Genomic DNA, 18796 nt, shown 5'->3' on the forward strand with positions numbered 1-18796 from the left:
CCCCGCGGCAACATCATAGGCGTGCTGATCGCATGCATCATAGGCGCCTCGGTTGAGCGCCAGGTTCGCCGTTTCATGCCGGACAGTCTGGATATGATCCTCACTTCCTGCATCACCCTGCTGATCATGGGAGCCGTCACCTTTATCCTGATCATGCCCCTCGGCGTGCAGCTCTATAACGGCATGTCCTGGCTCTTCATCAACCTCAATGGCAACCCGTTCGGTACCGCTATTCTGGCTGGCCTGTTCCTCATCTCGGTGATGTTCGGTATCCATCAGGGGTTCGTTCCCGTCTACTTTGCGCTGATGGATGCCCAGGGCTTCAACTCCCTGTTTCCTATCCTGGCGCTGGCCGGTGCCGGACAGGTAGGGGCTGCGCTGGCGCTCTACAGCCGGGCAGGCAAGGATTCCCTACTGCGCACTCAGGTGAAGGGCACCATCATTCCAGGCATTCTGGGGGTCGGTGAGCCGCTCATCTACGGCGTCACCCTGCCGCGGGTCAAACCCTTTATCACCGCCTGCTGCGGTGGTTCGCTGGGCGGCTTCGTGGTTGGCCTGATCTCCTGGCTGGGTCTGCCGGTCGGCCTCAACACCGTCTTTGGACCATCCGGTATTGTCGCCCTGCCGCTGATGACCTCCGCCCAGGGGATCTTCCCCGGCATGATGGTCTATGCGGTCGGCCTCGCCGTCGCCTACCTCGGCGGCTACCTCTTCACCCTGATGTTCGGCTGCAAGAACGTCGATCTGAGTTAATCCCTCCTACGGATTTCTAGCCAAGGTCTGGCCCCGAGCAATCGGGGTCATGGCCAAACTCATCCCGGCTCTGGCACAGAGCCCGTACAGGAACGATAAAAAATGAAAAAATCCATGCTTGCTCTGATTCTTCCCGCGCTGCTCGGCACAGGTTCCGCTCATGCGGCCGTCATCTATCAGGCTGACGATGGCTCCAACGTCGACCTCTACGGCCGTCTTGGCTTCAATATTTCCGACAAGAAGAGCAGCAATGATCAGGGTGACTTCGATGGCCGTATAGGCTTTACCGCCCGCCAGACCGTCAATGACGATGTCGCAGTGATCGGCATGGCACAATATCAGGTCAATGCAGCCGAATACGCCAACAACGTACAGAAGAACAGCAGCGACCTCACTGCCCGTTACGTCTGGGCCGGGATCGACGGTGGCCAGTGGGGCAAGGTGACCGGCGGGCGCGTCTCTTCCGGCCTCATCATGTTCACCGATATTGGCGATGTGTTTGCCGCCTCTGATGTCTCCATGGCTCGTCAGGCCAGCAAGGTGGACTCCACCGCCGTGCAGGTGTTCCGTCAGGATGGCACCCTGCAGTACCAGAACAGCCTCGGCAATCTGGATCTCTCGCTCGCCTACATCCTTGGTAACGGTACCTCGGATCTTGATTACGGCTACAACGGCGCCCTGCGCTACACCTTCGATCTGGGCAATGCAGGCAAACTGGCTCCGGTCGTGGCATATCAACAGACCAAAGCCGCTCAGAGCAGTGGCAGCAAGGTCGATCCCAATGCCGATGAATATCGCTTCGCCGGGATCGGTACCCGCTACTATCTCGGCCCTCTGATGTTGGGTGCCCTCTATAGCAAGGATCAGGTGACCTATCGCAATGGCCGTGCCGACAGTGAAGACAAGGTGTGGGAACTGACCGCGGTATATGACATCAACCAGAAGTGGGCGGCCCGCGCAGGCTATCGTCACCTCGTCAACGAGGGTGGCGACCAGATGGCACTGCGCGATACTACGCTGGAGCTGCAATACAAGCTCACCCCGCGCTCTTCCCTCTACAGTGCCTATGTGATCCGCAATGGTGACGATGGTCTAGCTGGTAGCACCATCACCAGCTTTGGTGGCAGCAGCAACAGCGAGAGCTTCTACCACCTCGGCCTGCGCTACGAATTCTGATCTGGTTGCCGGCCTGCGGGCCGGCTCCTTCATGGAGTCTTATGATGGCACGATCCTCCCTGCTCTCTCCCCTACTATTATCCCCCCTGTTTGCCCTGCTGTTCAGCGTACCGGCCACGGCCGCCCGACTGGAGCTGGCCGATACCCTCACCCTGCTCGCCTCGCCGCAGGGCAAACCCTCGGCCTTCACCCGGATCATTGAGCTCCCGGCGGGAGAGTCCCGACTGCTGGTGCGCTTTGACAGCCCAAGTGACCCTCGCTCCACCAACGAGAGCCAGGGACGCGTGACCTCGGCTCCTCTGCTGGTTACCCTTACAGCACCATCACAAGGGACGCTGCAACTGACCACCCCGGTGCTGACCAGCTCCTCGGCTATCCGCCAGTTTGCCGCCAGCCCGGCCCTGCGGCTGAGTGACGGAAAGGGCATATCACAGCCGCTGACACTGCAAGCCCTGCCACGCAGCCAGGATGGTCTGGGCACCGATTACCAGGCCCTGTTGGCAAGCCATACGCCAACAGTGAGCTCGGCCCCCATTTTCGCAACACAAGCCGCAACTACCACTCATACAGCTTCGGCACTTACGCCGGAGCAGGCGGATGCAACCCTGCGGGAACTCTATCTGGCGGCCGATGCCAAGCAGCGTAAAGCCTTTATCCGCTGGGCCCTTGACCTCTAGCAGACAACAAAAAACCACCTGTTCAGGTGGTTTTTTGTTGTACGGATGATGTTGCGGGAGAACAGGCATCACTCCTTGTTGAGTCGGTCGATGGCATCCCGGGTTCCGTCGATCAGAGCCCAGGCTCGCTCGTCTCTGCGCTGCACCAGGCCGAGGAACAGGATGTCGGTAATGGTGTTCTGGGCGGTACGGGAGGAGATAGAAGAGATACGCAGTTCGTTCTCCTCCGCCACCGTATCCAGCACCATGTCGGCCATCTGGCGCAACTGGGTTTGCCGGAACGAAGTCACGGCAATCAGGGTGGCACCATTGCGCTTGGCCAGCTCGGCCGCCGCCAGCACATCACGGCTGGCGCCAGAATAGGAGATGACCAGCTGCACATCACCCGGTCCAAGGGTCTGGGCGATGGAGATCTGCACATGGCTATCCTGGGCAAACAGGGTAGTTACACCGATCTTGAGCAACTTGTACCAGAGATCCTTGGCGGTCAGTGCCGAACCGCCAATCCCCACCAGCTGTACCCGCCCAGCGCCATCTATGGTGTCGAGTACCTGCTTCAGCAGAGCACTGTCGAGAGCCTGAGTGGTCTCGATGATAGAATTTATCTTCTCCTGCGCCAGCTTCTTGGCCATGGTCTCCAGGTCATCGTCTCGCCCGATGCCATTGTAGAGATCACCGACATTGTCGGTCTTGATGGCATGCTTGCGCCCCAGATCCTCGCTGACCGCCAGCTTGAAGGCGGTGAAGCCCTTGAACCCGATCTTCTGAGTGAACTTCACTATGCTCGACTGGCTCACCTCCGCCTGCTGGGCCAGCTCCTGAGAGGAGAAGTGGGTCACCTGTTCCGGACAGGAGAGGATGTAATCGGCAATCTTGAGCTCGCTGGGGGAGAGCTGGCTCCTGATATTGGATATTTTCGACAGGGTAAGCATGGTTTCTCTCTGTTCTTGTTCTGCGTCGAGGCTTACTGGGTGCCACCCACGGTGAGCTGGTCCAGTTTGAGGGTGGGCTGGCCGACACCGACCGGCACGCTCTGCCCCTCCTTGCCGCAGATGCCAACACCGCGATCCAGCGCAAGGTCGCTACCCACCATGGAGACCTGGCTCATCGCCTCGGGGCCGTTGCCGATCAGGGTCGCGCCCTTGATGGGAGCGGTGATCTTGCCATCCTCGATGAGGTAAGCCTCGGAGGCAGAGAAGACAAACTTGCCGGAGGTGATGTCCACCTGACCGCCACCGAAGTTGGGGGCATAAATGCCCTTCTTCACCGAGGCGATGATCTCGGCCGGATCATACTGACCCGCCAGCATATAGGTGTTGGTCATGCGCGGCATCGGCATGGCGGCGTAGGATTCGCGGCGACCGTTGCCGGTGAGTGGCACCCCCATCAGACGGGCGTTCTGCTTATCCTGCAGGTAACCCTTGAGGATGCCGTTCTCGATCAGCACGTTGTAGCCACCCGGTGTGCCCTCGTCATCGATGGAGACGGATCCACGCCGACCCGGCAAAGTGCCGTCATCGACGATGGTGCAGTGTTTGGAGGCCACCTGCTCGCCGATGCGACCGGCAAACGCGGAAGATCCCTTGCGGTTGAAATCCCCCTCCAGACCATGACCTACCGCTTCGTGCAGCAGCACGCCGGGCCAACCGGATCCCAACACCACCGGCATGGTACCGGCTGGCGCGTCGATGGCTTCCAGATTGACCAGCGCCTGACGCACAGCTTCACGCACATAGCCAAAAGCGCGGCTCTCCAGCCCGTCCAGTTCGAGGAACCAGTCGTAACCAAAGCGGCCACCGCCACCGGCACTGCCACGCTCGCGGCGATCGCCCTTCTCGGCGATCACGGTCACCGACAGACGCACCAACGGGCGCACATCGGCGGCCAGGGTGCCGTCGGTCGCGGCCACCAGCACCTCTTCGTAGACGCCGCTGATGGAGGCCATCACCTGATTGATGGCGGGATCCAGACTTCTGGCGAACTTGTCCATCTGCTCCAGCAGGGCGATCTTCTGGTGCTTGTCGAGGGTCTGCAGCGGATCCATGGCCGGATAGAGCAGGTTCGCTTCGGTGCGGGCCCACGCCTTCACCTTGCCGTGAGCACCCGCGGCGGCGATGCCGCGAGCGGCAGTCACCGACTGTTGCAGCGCCAGCAGGCTCAGCTCGTCCGAGTAAGCGAAACCGGTCTTCTCACCGCTGACGGCGCGCACTCCGACCCCCTGATCGATGTTATAGCTGCCATCCTTGACGATGCCATCTTCCAGCATCCAGGACTCGTGCCAGCTGCGCTGGAAATAGAGATCGCCGAACTCCACCTGATGACTCATCAGGCTGCCGAGCAACTGCTGCAGGCGCCCTTCGTCGAGGTCGTTCGGGGCCAACAGGGAGGCACTAACCTGGCTCAATAGACTCAATCTTCTTCTCCACTCTCGTAACGAGCTGTTTTAAATCGTCTTGCTGACGGGTTGGCAACAAGCCACACCATCACAACAAACGGGCATGCTCCAGCACGGGAAAACGGCTGCGTTTCAATTTTTCACCACACCATCAGAGCAAACGGGCGTGTTGTAGCACTGGCATGGTGCGTTTCAATTCATCGATAAGCCCGGGCTCCATCTTCGCCAGCACTGTGCCGCGCCCGGACTCTTTGCTCGCCAGCACCCGACCCCAGGGGTCGATCACCATGCTGTGGCCCCAGGTCTGGCGCCCTGTCTCGTGAGTGCCGCCCTGATTGGCAGCGACTACGTAGCACTGGTTTTCGATAGCTCGAGCCCGCAGCAGCGGCTCCCAGTGCGCCTCGCCGGTCACGGCGGTAAAGGCGGCAGGCACCAGCAGCACGCGGGCACCGGCACGGGCCAACTGGCGGTAGAGCTCGGGAAAGCGCAGATCATAACAGATCGAGAGGCCGAGGGGACCAAAGGGAGAGTCCACCAACACAGGCGCCTCCCCCGGGCTGAAGGTCTCCGACTCACGGTAGCGACCGTGATTGTCCGCCACATCCACGTCGAACAGGTGGATCTTGTGGTATTGGCCCCTGAGCTCACCGCTGGGGTCAAACACCAGCGAGCTGGTGTGGATATGGTCGGAACCTGCGATGGTGGTCGGCATTCTTGTCGGCATAGCCCCGGCCACCAGCCAGATGCCGTAATCTCGTGCCCATTCGGCCAGCTGCTGCTGGATCGGGCCCTCACCTATGGTCTCGGCCCCATCCAGATAACCCTGCCGTTCGCCAAACAGGGCAAAGTTCTCCGGCAACAGCACCAGCAGCGGCCGCTCTTTGGGCAAGGCCGCCAGTTCAGCGGCGATCTGCTCCCGGTTATCCTGCCAGTGACGGCCAGATACCAGCTGTATTGCGGCTAACCACATGACGTTCTCCTTGTCCGCATTAATCGCGATCCACAATATTCGGGTCTTTATCCATTTCTGCCAGCAACTTGCGAAGATGATGCCTGACCAATCCCCGCTGCCCCCGCTCCGCCCATTTGAGGCAATCGAACAACTCCCACACCAGCCCATCCCCTTCAGCCATATAGGCAGGAAAGTCCCAATGGCTTGGGGCAGGGCCAGAAACCTCAAGCGCACCAAGGGAGGAAGTTTTATCGAACAGTGGCAAATAAGGTTTGGCAAGGGGGAACTCAGCCCCCCGATCAAGGATGTGGATCTCGATGCTGGTCATGTCGAGGAATATGAAGCGCCAGTATGAACAGACCTCTTCATGTCTTCCTTGCCAGCAGTGAAAGATGGGCCGATCCCCCACAATGGTGCGCACCAGTTCGTCTCCCTGCTTATGGAAGCCAGGCTCGGCCAGCAACAAGAGATCGACATCGGATACCCGGTCTGCCTTGCCCTTGGCGAGCGACCCAACCACTACCCCGGCATCAATCGCAGGATGGGCTGCGCCATGTTGCATCACCGATTCCAGCAGTGCGCGCTGCAGTGGCGGGATGGCAGCCCAGTGCTCATCCACCATCATAACGGCCCCTCTGACACAACCCGATCCCCTGCCTGCAGGGTGTAATCCAGCACTATGATGCGCTCCAGCACCGGGCGAAAGATGGCCTTGAGGGCATCGTGATCAGGATGGGGCAGATAGCGCTGGCGGGCCGCTTCGTCGGCGAAGGTCATCAGCACGCTGTGGGTAAAGCCATCATCCCTCCCCTCCGGGCTGTCATTCTCCCCCCACTCCACGGCGGTCACGCCGCTGACCTGATGGGGAATGGCGAGAAAGGCGGTACGCACCGCATCTATCTGGGCAGGCTGGGCGTCCGGCTTGAAGGCGATCAGCAGGATATGTCGGATCATGGCTCACTCCTTGTGATGGTGCCGGGCCGCTCGTTCAGCGCTGAGCCGGCCCTGCGTGTTTGGGGCTCAGCAGGAAAGGGGTCACCTCTTGGGTCGGCAGGCTGGGGGCAACGGCATCTACCGCCTCTTTCTGCTGCTGGTTGAGCTTGATGCGCGCGCGATCGCGCCCCGCCTCGATCAGCTTGGGTGCGTCGAGCGGGCCCGAGATGCGAAAATCGATGCGGGTCACCACATCCACTACCGGCTCCAGCAGTTTGGAGAGGGCCAGCACATAGAGACCCGTGACCGGCGTGATGGAGAAGGCCGCCACCACCGGCAGGGTGCCCCCCAGATTGGGGGAGAAGCTCAGCTCGTAGTCGAGCCGCCAGCGCACCAGATCGGCGATCCCCTCGCCGCGCAGGTTGCCTGCCGCCCCCTTCATATAGAAATCATCGTTGCTGACCAGCCCCTGCTTGATGGTGGCAGAGGCGGACATAGATTCGAAGTAGAAGCCCTTGTCGAACACATCGCGAAAATCGAGCCGCAGTTTGCGCAGCAGGGAATCGAGGCTGAGCAGGGAGAGCAGTCGCGCCCCCTTGTCGTTGACCTCCCGCAGGGTGCCACCCTCCAGCTGATAGTTGGCACTTCCCCCCAGAGTCGGCAGGCTCGGGCGATAGGGCACATCCTGCCAGTTCAGATCAAAAGCGAGGGAGCCGGGGGCATCGCCGATGGGCGAGGTGTAGCCGAGCCGCTTGAGCAGCAGTTCGCTGTTGTTGCTGGTCAGCTTGCCACGGGCGCGGGTCTCCATCCGGTTTCCATCGGCCAGCCAGTCGACGCTGCCGGTGAGCTGACTCCCCGCCAGCCGCACATCCAGCCCCTTGAGGGTCACCTTGTTGGCGCCGGGCACCAGCTCCCCTTTCACTTCCCCAAGAGGTAGCTCGCCAAAGCGGCAATCGACGCAGCTCACCTTCAACCAGGGGATGGATGCCATGATGGCGTTGTCCTGTTTGGCATCGGGATCCGGGCTGAGATCCGAACTCTTGCCGGACCAGTAGATGCGGGCAAACTTGGCATCCACCGGGCGATTGGCCACTGCGGGCAAGCGGATCACCCCCATCACATCGGGGCTGTCGATCATCACCTCGGTCGCCTGATTGGTCGGCCCCACGGTGAAACGCGCCGCCTTGAGGGTGGCACTGCCGATATAGGCGCGAGCCAGTTGCCCATCCACCCACCACTCCTGCGGCAGGAAGGCGGGGCCGACCACCGCATTGCCGGTCTGGTTCTGCGCTGGCAACCACTGCTTGAGTCGCGCCAGCCAGCCACCGACATCGGCCTCCTGCTGGTTGATGGCAAGCAGCATGGGGGCATCGCGCATTACCCGGGCGCCCGGCTGACCCACATCGACTCGCACCCGACTGAGATAAGGCACCCCTTCGCCGTAGACCAGTCGGGTCTGCATATCCACATCAGCCCCCAGCACGGCACGAATGTCGGCGCTGCCATCCCGGCCACGGGCGATCACCTTGAGCGGCAGCCGGCTGGCGCTGCTCTTGGCCAGCGGCAGCGGCAGATCCAGCCCCATCCCCTGCAAGTTGGAGTCGAGCGCCAGCTGGAAGCTGAATGGCTTGCTGTCGGGCAGGGTCAACCCGAGCTTGCCGCCCCAGTTACTGCGGCCGTTGAGAATGCCGAATGAAGAGATGGCGGCGGGTTGGCGGCGACTATCCCACTGCCCCTTGAAATCGAGGTCGACCTGATAGTGATCCGGATGCTGGCGCCCCTGATAGTCGAGGGTCAGCGGCTGGTTCCACAGGCTCGCCTTGAGGTTGCTGAAGCGGGTCTGCTGGTTGTCATATTCGAGGCGCCCCTGCACCTTCTCCAGCGGCAGGTCCAGACTGGCGACCCGCACCTTGTTGTTGCTGAAGGTGGCATCGCCGCTCGCCTTGACCTCGCTCTCGCCATCGAGAGGAATATCGAGCTTGACCGAACCGGCCATCGAGCCGCGGATCTCGATCTCCCGCAGCGCCTGTCCCACCGAACTACCCAGCGGGGAGTCCTGCAGGTAGTCGCTGATGGCCTTGCCCTCCCCCTGCACCTTGGCATCCACATAGAGGTGGGCGCCGGGGGAGAGATCCGGGATCCAGGCATGCACCGAGTCGGAGCTCGCCTTGCCAAGTTTGGTGGAGCGGCTGCGCATATCGAGACCGGCATTCTGGAACAAGAGATCGATCTGCAGGTCGGTAAGCGGTTGCCAACCGGGGAAGAACTCGTAGGTCGCCTGCTCCAGCGGCACCGCCACCTGGAAGATGCCCTTGCCGTTGTCGTAGGGGAAATCCCGAAACTCCCCATACCAGAGCAGGTCGGCCCCCTTGGCCTTGCCCCCCTTGATGGCGCCGCTCAGGTAATCCACCAGCCCCTTGTCCATCGCCTGCAGCGGGAAGTAGCGATCCGCATGGCCCGCATTCTTCACATCGATGCGACCGGTCAGCGCGAGGAAAGGGTGCTCGAACAGATCGAGGCGGAAACGGCTGGCCAGGGTCAGATCCGGGTTATCCAGCGCGATATCCTGCCCGTAGAGCACCCAGCCCTGTTCCTCACGCCACCAGTCGAGGCGTGCCGAGAAGTGGTCGACCGGGATCGGCTCCTTGAAGTGACGGGCGGGATCCACCTTGTCATTCGCCAGCGCCAATCTGGCGCTACCGCCGGTCGGGGTAAGCCAGAACTCACCGTTGAGATCCTGCATCCCGGGTATATCCTGCCACGCCTTGAGGCGCACCTTGCTGAAGCGGCCGCTGAGGGAGAGCTCCTGCCAGTCGGCATTGGCCAGCAGCGTCAGATCCTGCACCGAACCCTGCGGATTGGTCTGGCGCAGGGTCTCGCAGAGTGTGGGGTAGAGCGCCGAGACCAGCTGACTGATCTGGGTGATCTTGTCGAACTCTATGCTGGGCAGATAGCCCTGCACCCGATCCCCGATCCGCTCCAGCTGCAAGCGGCTCTGCAACCAGGGTTTGCCGTCCAGCTTGAAGGTGACGTTGTGGCTGGCCAGTTGCCAGTCGGTACCCTCACGGCGCAGCTGGATCTTGCCACCATCGAGGCCGAAACGGTGCATATCCCCTTTCTTGGGATCCTTCCAGATCAGGTAGTTGTTGCCAAACGCCAGCAGGGTATTGCCCAGCTTGCCGCTGTCAAACTCGCTCCAGAGCTGGAAGTCGAGCTGACCGGCAACCTTGGGTTCGCCCGCATGGATTTTGGCCAGGGTCGGGGTGATATCGAGCTGGCGGGCCCCCAGATAGAGCTGACCCTTGAGGCGATCGAGCCGGGCTGTCGGGGCGTCCACATCCAGAATCAGATCGAGGGTGCTCTCGCCCACCCCGTTGATGAGATAAGCCTTGCCGACCCCCTGATGGCGCTTGCCACGGTTCTGCCAGCGCAGTTGGGCGATGTCGAGGGCACGCAGATCACCGAGGGAGGTGGTGACGCTAAGGCGGGTGTTGTGCACATCGAAGGTGGAGAGCTGGGTCAGCAGAAAGCGCAGCAGGGCTCCCTGCTGGGGATCGCCGGAGGGGCTGTCGTCAGCCGGTTGGCGCAAATCGATGGTGATATCGCCATCGCTCAGGATCAGCTCGCCAAACACCGGCTTTAGCTCGTTAATGGTGCGCCAGAAATCGAGGTGCACCCAGGCTTTGCCGAGCTGTACGGTAAAACGCCCCGAATCCGGGGCGATGGCGAGTTGCTGCAGTTCGAGCGCGGGCCCGGACTGTGTCCAGTCCAGCCCCACTTGCTCCACGCTGACCTTGAGCTGCGAATCGCCCAGCAGAGTGTGGATCAGACTCTCCCGGTATTGATTCAGCAAAGGGCCACCAACCCGTACAAGCGTGACCAGCATGGCCAGCAGTACGAACAGAACCCCCAGGGCCAACCAGCCCCGACTCAGCCAGCGATAGACCAATTACATCATCACCACGTCGAACTGCTCCTGACCACAGAGGGGTTCGCTCACTACCCGCACCTGCTTGCCGATGAACACTTCCAGCTCCGCCAGACTGTGGGACTCCTCGCCATGGAGGTAGTCGGCCACGGCCGGTGCCGCATAGACGGTGAACTGATCCGCATCGTAGGCACGATTGACCCGGATGATCTCCCGCAGGATCTCGAAGCAGACCGACTCCACCGTCTTGACCCGGCCGCGCCCCTTGCACTCGGGGCACTCGGAGCAGAGCACATGCTCCAGACTCTCGCGGGTGCGCTTGCGGGTCATCTCCACCAGACCCAACTGGGAGAAGCCATTGACGTTGGTCTTGGCGCGATCCTTTGACAGCGCCTGCTCCAGACTGTGCAGCACCCGACGGCGGTGATCTTCCGACTGCATGTCGATGAAGTCGATGATGATGATGCCGCCGAGATTGCGCAGGCGCAGATGGCGGGCGATGGCCGCCGTCGCCTCAACGTTGGTGTTGAAGATGGTCTCTTCCAGATTGCGATGGCCGACGAAGGCGCCGGTGTTGATATCCACCGTAGTCATGGCTTCGGTCTGGTCGATGATGAGGTAGCCGCCGGATTTCAGCTCTACCTTGCGCTCCAGCGCCCGCTGGATCTCGTTCTCCACGTCGTAGAGATCGAAGATCGGCGACTCGCCGGGGTAGTACTCCAGCTTGCTGGCCAGCTCAGGCACGTACTCTTCGGTGAAGCGCTTGAGCTGATCGAAGCTCTGGCGCGAGTCAACTCGGATCTTGTCGAGCTCGGCACCGACGAAGTCGCGCACTACCCGGAATGCCAGACTGGGATCCTCGTAGAGGATCTTGCAGGGTGGATACTTCTGCTTGCGCTCGAGGATCTTGCGCCACAGGCGCTTCAGGAAGGCCGCATCCTGCTCCAGCTCCTGCTCCCCCACCCCTTCGGCGGCGGTGCGGATGATGTAGCCACCCAGCTCGTCCACATAGCCAGCTACGGTACGCTTGAGGCGCTCCCGCTCTGCTTCGGACTCGATGCGCTGGGAGACGCCGACGTGGGCACTGCCCGGCATAAAGACCAGATAGCGGGATGGCAGGGTGATATCGGTAGTGAGACGGGCACCCTTGGTACCCAGCGGATCTTTCACCACCTGCACCATGATGTCCTGCCCCTGACGCACCAGCTCGGCGATGTTGCCGACCTGAAACTGCTCCTTCTCCTTCACCGCCACACACTCGGTGTGCGGCACAATATCGGAGGCGTGCAAAAAAGCCGCCTTGTCCATGCCGATATCGACGAATGCCGCCTGCATGCCGGGCAGCACCCGACTGATCTTGCCTTTGTAGATATTGCCCACAATGCCGCGTTTGGCCTGACGTTCTACATGCACTTCCTGCAGCAGACCGTTTTCGACCAGAGCGACCCGGGTTTCGGAGGGGGTAACGTTAACCAGCAGTTCTACCGACATAAGTAACCTTGCCTGTTCCAGTTTTGAATTCTATAGAGCCAATCCGGTACAACGCGCGCAAGGGAGAAACGCAGCAGAGCACAGCTGACGGGAAATTATTTGAGCTGTTCCAGATGATGCTTGATCAGCAGGTCTGTCTCCAGCAGGGGCAGGCCGACCACGGCGCTATAGCTCCCCTCGATGCGGCTGACAAACTTGCCCGCAATACCCTGTATGCCATAAGCCCCGGCCTTGTCACAGGGCTCACCGGTCTGCCAGTAGGCCTCGATCTCGGCCTCGTCCAGCTTGCGAAACGCCACGTTGGTGGTGACCAGACGCACGTCACAACGATCCTTGCTGGCCAGCGCTACCGCCGTCATTACTTGATGCACCTTGCCGGAGAGGGACTCCAGCATATCTTTGGCATCCAGCAGATCGGACGGTTTCTCCAGCACCCGGTCGCCCAGCACCACTATGGTGTCGGCACCCAGCACCGGCAACGCCGTCGGCGCACACGCCACGCCCGCCATCGCCTTGTCACGGGCGAGGCGGCAGACGTAATCCTGCGCCTTTTCACCCTCTTCCCGCTGCTCGGGCACATCCAGTTTCAGCACCTCGAAGCGGTAGCCAATCTGGGTCAGCAGTTCACGGCGACGGGGAGAAGCCGAGGCGAGATAGAGTTGTGGTTCGTTGTTTTTGTTCATATTTACCTGATATTGAAGCGGCGCCGCACCTTGCGCAGCACCAGAAACACCCAGGGCCATATTAGCATCGTCGTCAACGTCGACCAAAAGTAGGAGAAGTTGAGACTGGCCTGGCTGAACAGATGCTCGGCCCAGAATACCGTCATTTTACCCACCAGCGAGAGGCCACCGATGATCAGTGCCTGCTGCCAGAGGGAGAAGTTGCGGATCTTCTGGAACTGGAAGGCCGCCAGATAGGTGGTAATGGCCATCGCCATCGCCCGCACACCGAGGGTGCTGCCAAGCAGCACATCCAGCAGCAGGCCCGCCACCCAGGCGGTGCCGACGTTGGTCCGGTGCGGCAAGGCCAGCGCCCAGTAAATGAGCACCATGGCCAGCCAGTCCGGACGGAAGGGGTCAAATTCAAAAGGAAGCGGCAGGATCGACAGGCTCAAGGCCAGCAGGATCGAGATCCAGATCCAGATCCTGCCGCTGGCGGGTTCTAGCATCAGCGGGTGGCTCCTGCGGCGGACGCAGCGGGAGCCGCCCGTTCGCCATCCTCATCATGTACTTCAGGCTTCTTGTCGGTCCACAGCAGCAGCAGATAGCGCAGTCTGTCCAGCTCCACCAGCGGCTTGGCCTCGACCTGGGCGAAGGGCTTGCCCTCCACATACTCGGAGCGGGTCACGGTCGCCACCGGATAACCTTCCGGGAAGCGGCCACCCAGACCGGAAGTGACCAGCAGATCACCCACCTGAATATCGGTATTGCGCGGCAGGTTGCGCAGCTCAAGCTTATCGAGCTCGCCACTGCCGGAAGCAATGGCGCGCAAGTCGTTGCGCAGCACCCGCACCGGAATACCGTGGCTGGAGTCGGTGATCAGCAGCACGCGACTGGTGGTGGAGCCCACGTGGAGCACCTGACCAATCACACCCTGATCGTTGATCACCGCCTGACCGTTGTAGACGCCATCCAGCGCCCCCTTGTTGATCAGCACCTGATGGCTGAAGGGGTCGGAATCCACCGACAGCAGCTCGGCCACCATCTTGCGGGACTCCTTGTGCACCGGCGAACCCAGCAGCTCACGCAGCCGCTGGTTCTCGTGCTCCAGCTGATCCATTTTGAGCAGACGGGCCCGCAGGGTAAACAGCTGTTGCTCCTGCTGCTTGGTCTGCTCGATGAGATCGGCACGGGTCTGCACCTGGGTCGACATGGTGTCGAGCAGGGTACCCGGCGCATTGGCCATGTATTGCAGGGGACTGACTAACGAACTGAGGTAGACGCGGACATGGGTAAACACACCGAAGCGGGAATCCGCGACGATGGCAGCGATGGAGATGATGACGGCGAGAAACAACCGTAACTGAAGCGAAGGGCCTCTACCAAAAATGGGTTTCATGGGTCGTCAAAAAAGAGCCGGCACGCTGGCCGGCTTTGGGTCTTATTCGTAGTGGAACAGATCGCCACCGTGCATATCGATCAACTCCAGCGCCTTGCCGCCGCCACGGGCCACACAGGTGAGGGGATCTTCGGCCACGACGACAGGAATGCCGGTCTCTTCCATCAGCAGACGGTCGATATCTTTCAGCAGTGCGCCACCACCTGTCAGCACCATGCCGCGCTCGGAGATGTCGGAAGCCAGTTCCGGCGGAGACTGCTCCAGCGCCACCATGACGGCAGCCACGATACCGGACAACGGCTCTTGCAGCGCTTCCAGAATTTCGTTGGAGTTGAGAGTGAAGCTGCGCGGTACACCTTCAGCCAGGTTGCGACCACGGACTTCAATCTCGCGCACCTCTTCGCCCGGATAGGCGGAGCCGATCTCGTGCTTGATGCGCTCGGCAGTGGCTTCACCGATCAGGCTGCCGTAGTTGCGACGAACGTAGCTGATGATCGCTTCGTCAAACTTGTCGCCACCGATACGGACTGACTGGGAGTAGACCACACCGTTCAGAGAGATGATGGCCACTTCAGTGGTACCACCACCGATATCAACCACCATGGAACCGGTCGCTTCGGATACCGGCAGGCCGGCACCTATGGCAGCAGCCATAGGCTCATCGATCAGGTAGACCTCGCGGGCACCGGCGCCCAGTGCGGACTCCTTGATGGCGCGACGCTCAACCTGGGTTGAACCGCACGGTACACACACCAGCACGCGCGGGCTGGGGCGGAAATAGTTGTTGTCGTGAACCTGTTTGATGAAGTGCTGCAGCATCTTCTCGGTCACGTAGAAATCGGCGATCACGCCATCTTTCATCGGGCGGATTGCGGAAATGTTGCCCGGGGTACGGCCCAGCATCTGCTTGGCGGCATGACCGACAGCAGCGACCGATTTGGCGTTCCCGCGCTCTTGGCGAATGGCGACAACTGAGGGTTCGTTAAGGACGATCCCTTGATCTTTTACATAGATCAGGGTGTTGGCAGTTCCCAAATCGATCGACAGATCGTTGGAAAAGACGCCTCTGAGCTTTTTGAACATGGCTACGGGAAATCCTAAGAATTTGGAGGTGCAGAAAACCGGCTAACTTTACCAATGCCCACCCCAATGGGCAAGCGCTCAAACTGTCGCCAATCAATCAGGCGCGACAAAAATGCGAGTCATCACTCACTCGCACACGCTTGCAAACACTAATAAACAAGGATTTAGGGGGATGCTGTTGAGCCAACCCCCCTTACACATCAATTACTGCAATACTTCGCGCCGATAAATAATTCTGTCATTACCCCGGCTGGAGCCGAAAATGGCCTCACCTTGCAGGTTGCCGTCATTGGCACTCGTTGGGTCAGACAACCAGAGGGGCTGCGACGGCTGTTTTGCCAATTCGACCTTGTAGGGGATACGCACCGAGATGTCCGGCTTGGCAAAGTGGAACAGGATCTCCCCGTCCTTCGCCAGTGCAGCATCCCCACCCGGTGCAGAACTACCCAACCCCAGCTTGATCTTGCGACCCGCCCCCAGATTCAGCTCGCGAGTCGCCGCATCAAAGGTCTGACTCGGATTGAGGAAAGTGAACCCCTGATTGGCCAAAGAGAGCTGGGTACATTTATCTTCCTTGTTTTGCAGCCAGTTGCCCCCTTCGTAATATTGCATCTGCAGTGGAATGGCCAGCGGCGCCGAGGCCAGGCCCGCTGCCGTACCAGCCTGCAGGCGGCCATAATAAGCCGTCATGGTGTTATTCACCCGCGTAGGAATCGTCAACTGCTTGGCATTGCAGTTGACCCCTTTGGTACAACCATTCTTGATGCCAGGATTCAGGTCAGCGTCAGCCATGAAGGTGACTGAGGGTGACTCCTCATCAAGCACTTGCAGGCCAAAACGCAGTAACTTAAAGGGCTCTTCGGGAGTAGTCAGGCTGGGATCACGCTCAGAAAACCGGGCAAAGCGGCTCTGGCTGTCAATATTGGCCTCGCCTGATGCCCAGCTGGCCATCATGCTCCCCACTCGATCCGTGCGATCAATCCCATCATGATTATTGCCTGCAACCAGATAGAGCCGCCCCTTCGCGAACTCGCCACCATAGTTTTTGGTCACCCCGGCACTCTTGTTACGAGCCTGTACCGTCATCTTGACCCCGAATGGCTGACTCATATAGCTGAACTGCCCGCAAGCAGGAGTAAGCACCCCGCTCAGCAAATTGAAATCCCAAGGGACAAAACGTCCCACCGGCACGCTGCTGGCGGGAGGGATGGTGTAGCCGAAATAGCCCGTAGATACAGTGCTTCTTTCTGGCGGCGTTGCCGTCATCCGGAACACCCCCACCTCGCTCACCGTCTGGCTAATGGTATTGACACTGTTGGCCGCAGCCACATGGCTATAGGCGGTAGTACCCAGCGTTGCATTGGTGCCCGGATTGGGAGCCACCAGCGTACTGCCCAGAGCAATATTGGGCAGGGCAAAGTTGGGCGTAGTCTGATTCCCTACGCAGATATCCCCATCATTGGCGGATTCCCAGGCCATCGCCTTGATATCTACCTGGAACGTTTCCCCCGCTTTTTTGAATACCGGACAGCTGCTATCACCTGCCGCGCAGACCCCTTGCGGGGGCGTGATGCACAGGCCGACCGGGCGCGCCACAAACTGATCAGCGCCTAGCATCACCAGACCGGCTTCACTGCCGGTGCCATCATAACTGGCATCCAGTTGCACCTTGCCCGCATCCGGATAATTAACCGTGATGGTCGACTGCCCCTGATCATTAAATGCGAGGGAGAGCGGTGTTGCAGCCCCCTGACTGGCACCAATCGCACTGCTATTGACGCTCATCTGGCTGTTGTAGGGGTTAGCGGTGGGGGAGATATAGCTGCTCCAGAACTTGACGCTCTTGGTCTGACTGGCAAACCCCGGCACACACAGCTTGGTCACATCGCTCTTTTTGATCGCCTTGATAGTCACCGTCTGCGGCTGATTGGAATAGGTATCAGGCACATCAAAGAAGAAGCCGCTATCGGCAAAGTTCAGGGTACAGGCTGCGGTACTGGGAGTCCCCGCCCCGGCCTTGCACAAGGTGGAACTGAATGGCTTGGTCGTCGGAGTCGAACCGGAAACGCCTATGGTCACCGCGGTCGGCGTATTGTTGCGCAACTGCACCTTGGTCGAACCGCCGCTAAAGGTCACCGTATTGCCGCCAATCCAACCATTGCTGGCAGAAGTAGGGGTAAGACTCAGGGTCGCAGTAACCGGGTCTGTGATAAGCGTGGTACAAGCGGCATCGGCGCACGCCTTGACCGTCACTGTCTCGGGATTGCAGGTCAGTGGCTGACCGGAGTGATCAAGTTGGAAGTGGTCAATCTGTACCCCGATCGGGTTGGAGCGCAGGGCGCAGATCTGGATATCATCCAGCTCATGATTATTGTTAGCACCTCCGGTTGACCCTGTAAGCGACAGCAAAAAATCTGCAGGAACCTGCTCCTGCCCAGCGGTCGCCATCGCATCGAATGGCGCAACCAGGGTACTAAATCCGGAGCCAGTATTTCTATCTAGCGAGACCATGGAGCGGCCAGCCACACGTGAATCAATCCTTAACCGATAGAGATGACCGGGCTGGGCCGAAGAAGTACCACGTACATCGACTCGGGGGCTAAGATTGGCCGCCGTCCCCGCCAAATAGCGATAGCTGGAACCAACCCCTCCTCTTATGGCAATGGCCTGCGCACGAGCACCGGGGCCACCCACTTTGCCCTCATTGGGGTTGGAAAAGTTTCCATATTCATCAAGCCCTACACCAAGCCAGCCACCGGCAAAACCGGGAGTACCGTTGTCACGCTGCGCATATCCCAATGCGCCACCAAAACTGCCGGGTTGAGGTGTAACGGTCGCATCGGAAAGAATCACCGCCAAGCCATCCCCTCCTGTTCCGGTTTGAGGTGACCAAGCGTAATAGCGGAAAGTAACTTCAACCAAGTTGCTAGCTGCGGGAAATAAACGCTGATAAGTCGCGGAGGTGGCCTGGTTACCGATATTGCGGGTCATCCGTAAACGACCACTCTGAATAGACGGTAACTCACTGTTATTTCTCTGAGATACAACCCAGTTATCACCCAACCCGGTTCTCGAGAAATCATCATTAAAGCAAGTAAGAGAGGGAGCGAAAGCTTGGTCATTAATAGCGCTATTACTCGCCATTGTCAGGGAACGGCTGGTAGTACGGCCGTTAATGACGGAGGTATTGTTCAACACCAGCGTCTGATCGGAATAAACATACCCATTCAACAAGGTATCGTTGTTCAGGGTGATATCCTGATATCCAAATAGCAGCAGAGAACCCGTACCGGAACGATTCAATACAGCACCGTTGAGCTGGGTTGCCTGTTTCACAAAAATCCTCA

The 18796-nt window shown here is 60.0% G+C and carries 15 protein-coding genes; 3 read left to right on the forward strand and 12 right to left on the reverse strand.

The features are described 5' to 3' along the window. From DBR30_RS18280 to DBR30_RS18290, 3 genes are all read left to right on the forward strand, one after another. The coding region (locus DBR30_RS18280) for a PTS transporter subunit EIIC (RefSeq protein ID WP_181363622.1) at window positions 1-753 on the forward strand (753 nt) is incomplete at its 5' end. Between the two features lie 102 nt (window positions 754-855). Then, window positions 856-1929, forward strand: coding sequence for a porin (locus DBR30_RS18285; RefSeq protein WP_108539724.1), 1074 nt, complete (start codon window positions 856-858; stop codon window positions 1927-1929). A gap of 41 nt (window positions 1930-1970) precedes the next feature. Then, window positions 1971-2606, forward strand: coding sequence for a DUF2057 domain-containing protein (locus DBR30_RS18290; RefSeq protein WP_258224495.1), 636 nt, complete (start codon window positions 1971-1973; stop codon window positions 2604-2606). Window positions 2607-2674: 68 nt separating this feature from the next. Here the strand turns inward: DBR30_RS18290 and DBR30_RS18295 are convergent, their stop codons facing one another. The 12 genes from DBR30_RS18295 to DBR30_RS18350 form a co-directional block, all read right to left on the reverse strand. Then, complete coding sequence (locus DBR30_RS18295; RefSeq protein ID WP_108588468.1) at window positions 2675-3538, reverse strand: SIS domain-containing protein; 864 nt, start codon at window positions 3536-3538, stop codon at window positions 2675-2677. A 32-nt stretch (window positions 3539-3570) separates the two neighbouring features. After that, window positions 3571-5019 (reverse strand): metalloprotease TldD, encoded by a 1449-nt coding sequence (gene tldD / locus DBR30_RS18300; RefSeq protein ID WP_005348653.1) that lies wholly within the window; start codon window positions 5017-5019, stop codon window positions 3571-3573. A 133-nt stretch (window positions 5020-5152) separates the two neighbouring features. Further along, window positions 5153-5971, reverse strand: a complete 819-nt coding sequence (locus DBR30_RS18305) for a carbon-nitrogen hydrolase family protein (protein ID WP_108540839.1) — start codon at window positions 5969-5971, stop codon at window positions 5153-5155. A 19-nt stretch (window positions 5972-5990) separates the two neighbouring features. Next, window positions 5991-6578, reverse strand: coding sequence for a nucleotidyltransferase domain-containing protein (locus DBR30_RS18310; protein ID WP_100647002.1), 588 nt, complete (start codon window positions 6576-6578; stop codon window positions 5991-5993). Then, the gene (locus DBR30_RS18315; protein WP_108540841.1) at window positions 6575-6907 is read right to left on the reverse strand and encodes a Dabb family protein; all 333 of its coding nucleotides are present in this window, start codon (window positions 6905-6907) and stop codon (window positions 6575-6577) included. Before DBR30_RS18315 ends, DBR30_RS18310 begins: the two co-directional genes overlap by 4 nt. Before the next feature lie 34 nt (window positions 6908-6941). Then, window positions 6942-10835, reverse strand: a complete 3894-nt coding sequence (locus tag DBR30_RS18320) for a YhdP family protein (protein WP_181363623.1) — start codon at window positions 10833-10835, stop codon at window positions 6942-6944. Beyond that, entirely contained in the window at window positions 10836-12305 is a 1470-nt protein-coding gene (rng, locus tag DBR30_RS18325; RefSeq protein WP_005340056.1) for a ribonuclease G, read from the reverse strand. A 95-nt stretch (window positions 12306-12400) separates the two neighbouring features. Beyond that, window positions 12401-12988, reverse strand: coding sequence for a Maf family protein (locus DBR30_RS18330; protein ID WP_005340055.1), 588 nt, complete (start codon window positions 12986-12988; stop codon window positions 12401-12403). Window positions 12989-12990: 2 nt separating this feature from the next. Continuing rightward, a complete protein-coding gene (gene mreD, locus DBR30_RS18335; protein ID WP_005340054.1) occupies window positions 12991-13476 on the reverse strand; it encodes a rod shape-determining protein MreD in 486 nt (161 codons plus the stop codon). Then, the gene (gene mreC / locus DBR30_RS18340) at window positions 13476-14366 is read right to left on the reverse strand and encodes a rod shape-determining protein MreC (RefSeq protein WP_005340053.1); all 891 of its coding nucleotides are present in this window, start codon (window positions 14364-14366) and stop codon (window positions 13476-13478) included. Before mreC ends, mreD begins: the two co-directional genes overlap by 1 nt. Before the next feature lie 42 nt (window positions 14367-14408). Beyond that, window positions 14409-15449 (reverse strand): rod shape-determining protein, encoded by a 1041-nt coding sequence (locus DBR30_RS18345; RefSeq protein ID WP_005340051.1) that lies wholly within the window; start codon window positions 15447-15449, stop codon window positions 14409-14411. A 204-nt stretch (window positions 15450-15653) separates the two neighbouring features. Next, on the reverse strand, window positions 15654-18796 hold a 3143-nt coding region (locus DBR30_RS18350), incomplete at its 5' end, for a DUF6701 domain-containing protein (protein WP_108588469.1).

Origin of the sequence: Aeromonas sp. HMWF017, from assembly GCF_003061465.1 — a bacterium.
Classification (GTDB): Bacteria; Pseudomonadota; Gammaproteobacteria; order Enterobacterales; family Aeromonadaceae; genus Aeromonas; species Aeromonas veronii.